This is a genomic window from Dietzia sp. UBA5065 (genome assembly GCA_002415925.1).
GTDB lineage: Bacteria > Actinomycetota > Actinomycetes > Mycobacteriales > Mycobacteriaceae > Dietzia.
The window spans coordinates 1-2,892 of sequence record DIAZ01000169.1 but is presented as its reverse complement, the minus strand read 5'-3'; the positions used below and the strand labels follow the sequence as shown (position 1 = coordinate 2,892).

Annotated in this window: 3 protein-coding genes; all 3 read left to right on the top strand. The window is 68.7% G+C overall.

The features are described from left to right. The coding region (locus tag B4M60_RS13635; protein WP_291085087.1) for an ABC transporter ATP-binding protein at nucleotides 1-807 on the top strand (807 nt) is incomplete at its 5' end. A 261-nt stretch (nucleotides 808-1,068) separates the two neighbouring features. Continuing rightward, on the top strand, nucleotides 1,069-2,337 hold the full coding sequence (locus B4M60_RS13630) for an ABC transporter substrate-binding protein (RefSeq protein WP_291085084.1): 1,269 nt from the start codon (nucleotides 1,069-1,071) through the stop codon (nucleotides 2,335-2,337). Nucleotides 2,338-2,467: 130 nt separating this feature from the next. Further along, on the top strand, nucleotides 2,468-2,892 hold a 425-nt coding region (locus B4M60_RS13625), incomplete at its 3' end, for a carbohydrate ABC transporter permease (protein WP_414646808.1).

The following is a 2,892-nucleotide window of genomic DNA, read 5'->3' as shown; positions in this document are numbered from 1 at the left end:
CAGAACTACGCGCTGTACCCGCACTACACGGTGCGGGAGAACATGGGCTTCGCGCTCAAGCTGGCCAAGGCCTCCAAGAAGGAGATCGCCGAACGGGTGGACCGGGCGGCGGAGATGCTCGATCTCTCGGACTTCCTCGACCGCAAGCCCAAGGAGCTCTCCGGTGGCCAGCGGCAGCGCGTGGCCATGGGGCGCGCGATCGTGCGGAACCCGCAGGTCTTCCTCATGGACGAGCCGCTGTCCAACCTGGACGCCAAGCTCCGCGTGGCGACCCGCGCCCAGATCGCCAAGCTGCAGCGTGACCTGCACACCACCATGATCTACGTGACCCACGACCAGGTGGAGGCCATGACCATGGGTGACCGGGTCGCGGTCCTCAAGGACGGGATCCTCCAGCAGGTCGACACGCCCCGCGAGCTCTACCACAACCCGGTCAACGCGTTCGTCGCCGGATTCATCGGATCGCCCTCCATGAACCTCTTCGACGCGCCCGTCGCCGACGGCAGGGTCGACCTCGAGGGGTTCGGGGAGATCGTGCCGTCCGGTGCGGGATCGAGGGTCACCGTGGGGGTGAGGCCCGAACACCTTCGGCTCGCCACGGACGGGGACGGACTGCGGGTCACCGTCGACCTGGTCGAGGAGCTGGGCGCGGACAGCTACCTGCACTGCTCCACGGGGGACGGGCACCCGGTTGTCTACCGAGCGGAGTCCGCCGACCACCCGAGGAAGGGCGAGACCATGAACCTCGCGGCGCTCGACGGCGAGGTGCGGTTCTTCGACGTGGACTCGGGGCTGCGCCTGCGGTGACGGGCGTGGCGGCGCGGCTACAACATCTGTTGTTGCTAGAGTGCCCTGTGTGACCTTGCTCTCGGTGCCCGTAGTGGCGCGGGGGCGACGGGGATCCGGCGGACGGACCGCACATGGTCCGGCACCACGGCCCCCGGGTGGGTTACGCTCAGCAGGCCCTCAGTGAGACCCGCGTCACAGCGGTCACGGGATCACTGGTCGTCGGCGGACGCCGGCGGGAGCAGAGACATCACGGCGAGACACAACAGTAGGAGAGAGCGCATGGCCGTTCACGGCAGGTTCCTCAAGGCGGCGGCGGCCGCGTCCATCATCGCGGTGGTAGCCGCGGGTTGTTCCTCGGGCGGCGGGGAGGACGGCGAGCAGGTGGACGCCGGCACCTCCGGCGTCGGCCCGATCACCTTCGCGATGGGCAAGAACGACACGGACAAGCTCCGCCCCGTCATCGAGCAGTGGAATGCGGAGCACCCCGACCAGGTGGTGACCCTCCACGAGCTCGCCGGTGAGGCCGACGCCCAGCGCGACACGCTGGTCCAGTCCCTCCAGACCCAGAGCGGTGAGTACGACGCGTTCGCGCTCGACGTCACCGACACCGCGTACTTCGCGGCCAACGGCTGGCTGCAGCCGATCCAGGGCGACACCGAGGTCGACACGAGCGGGCTGATCGAGGCCGCCGTCGACTCCGCCACCTACAACGGCACCCTCTACGCCGTGCCGCAGAACACCAACGCGCAGCTCCTCTACTACCGCACGGACCTCCAGCCGGAGGCCCCCGCCAACTGGGGCGCCCTGGTCGACTCCTGCAAGGTCGCGGCCGAGGCCGCGATCGACTGCCTCAACCTGCAGCTCAAGCAGTACGAGGGGCTCACGGTGGCCGCCACCCAGTTCATCCACAGCTGGGGCGGTCAGGTCGTCGGCTCCGACGGCAAGACCCCGGAGCTCGACACGCCGGAGGCCAAGGCCGGCATGACCGCGCTGGTCGACGGCTACAAGAGCGACATCATCTCCATGAAGTCGGACGGCTTCACGGAGGAGGAGACCGCGCAGGCGTTCCTCGGCGGTCGCAGCCTCTACGCCTACAACTGGCCGTACATGTACGAGTCGGGCCAGACCGATCCCACCTCGCAGGTGCAGGGCAAGTTCAACGTGGCCCCGATCCTCGGCCCGGACGGCGCGGGCAGGTCGACCCTCGGCGGATACAACAACGCGATCAACGTGTTCTCCGAGAACAAGGCGACGGTCAAGGCGTTCCTCGAGTTCATCATCTCCGAGGACGTGCAGATGGGCTTCGCGCAGGAGTCCTTCCCGCCGGTGCTGGCCTCGATCTACGACGACGAGGCGCTCCAGCAGGAGTTCCCGTACATGACGGCGCTCAAGGCGGCGCTCGAGAACGCGCAGCCGCGCCCGGTCACCCCGTTCTACCCGGCGGTCTCCAAGGCCATCCAGGACAACACGTTCGCCGCGCTGAAGGACCAGAAGACCGTCGAGCAGGCGCTCACGGACATGAGCGCCGCGATCCAGCAGGCCCAGTAAGCAGGGGGCGGTCACACTAGGTCGGGGACACCAGGTTTCCGACATGGCGCCGATGGGCCCCGGGTAACATTCCCGGGGCCCATCGGCGCCGGTGGTGAGGGCGGGCGAGATCCGGCGAGGAGCTGCAGAGATGACGACAACCGAGAAGTCCCCGGCGCCACTGGTCGGGAAGAGGTTCGACTGGCGACCGGTGTGGATGGTCGGCCCCGCGCTCGCCATCCTGGCGGTGGTGATCGGCTACCCGATCGTGCGGGCCCTCTACCTGTCCCTCATGGCGGACCGGGGGCTTGACCCGGCCACGGGGATGTTCTCCGCCGGGGGCTTCGCCGGCATCCAGCACTACCTCTACTGGCTCACCCAGTCGTGCCCCGCGCCCGGCGGTGACGGCACGGTCACCTGCCCGCCGGGCGTCTCGGCGACCGACTTCTGGCCGGCCATGGGCAACACCATGCTCTTCACCGTCACCACCGTCTCGCTCGAGACCGTCCTCGGCTTCGCCATGGCCGTGGTCATGGGCAAGAGCATCTGGGGCCGCTCGCTCCTGCGGGCCGCCGT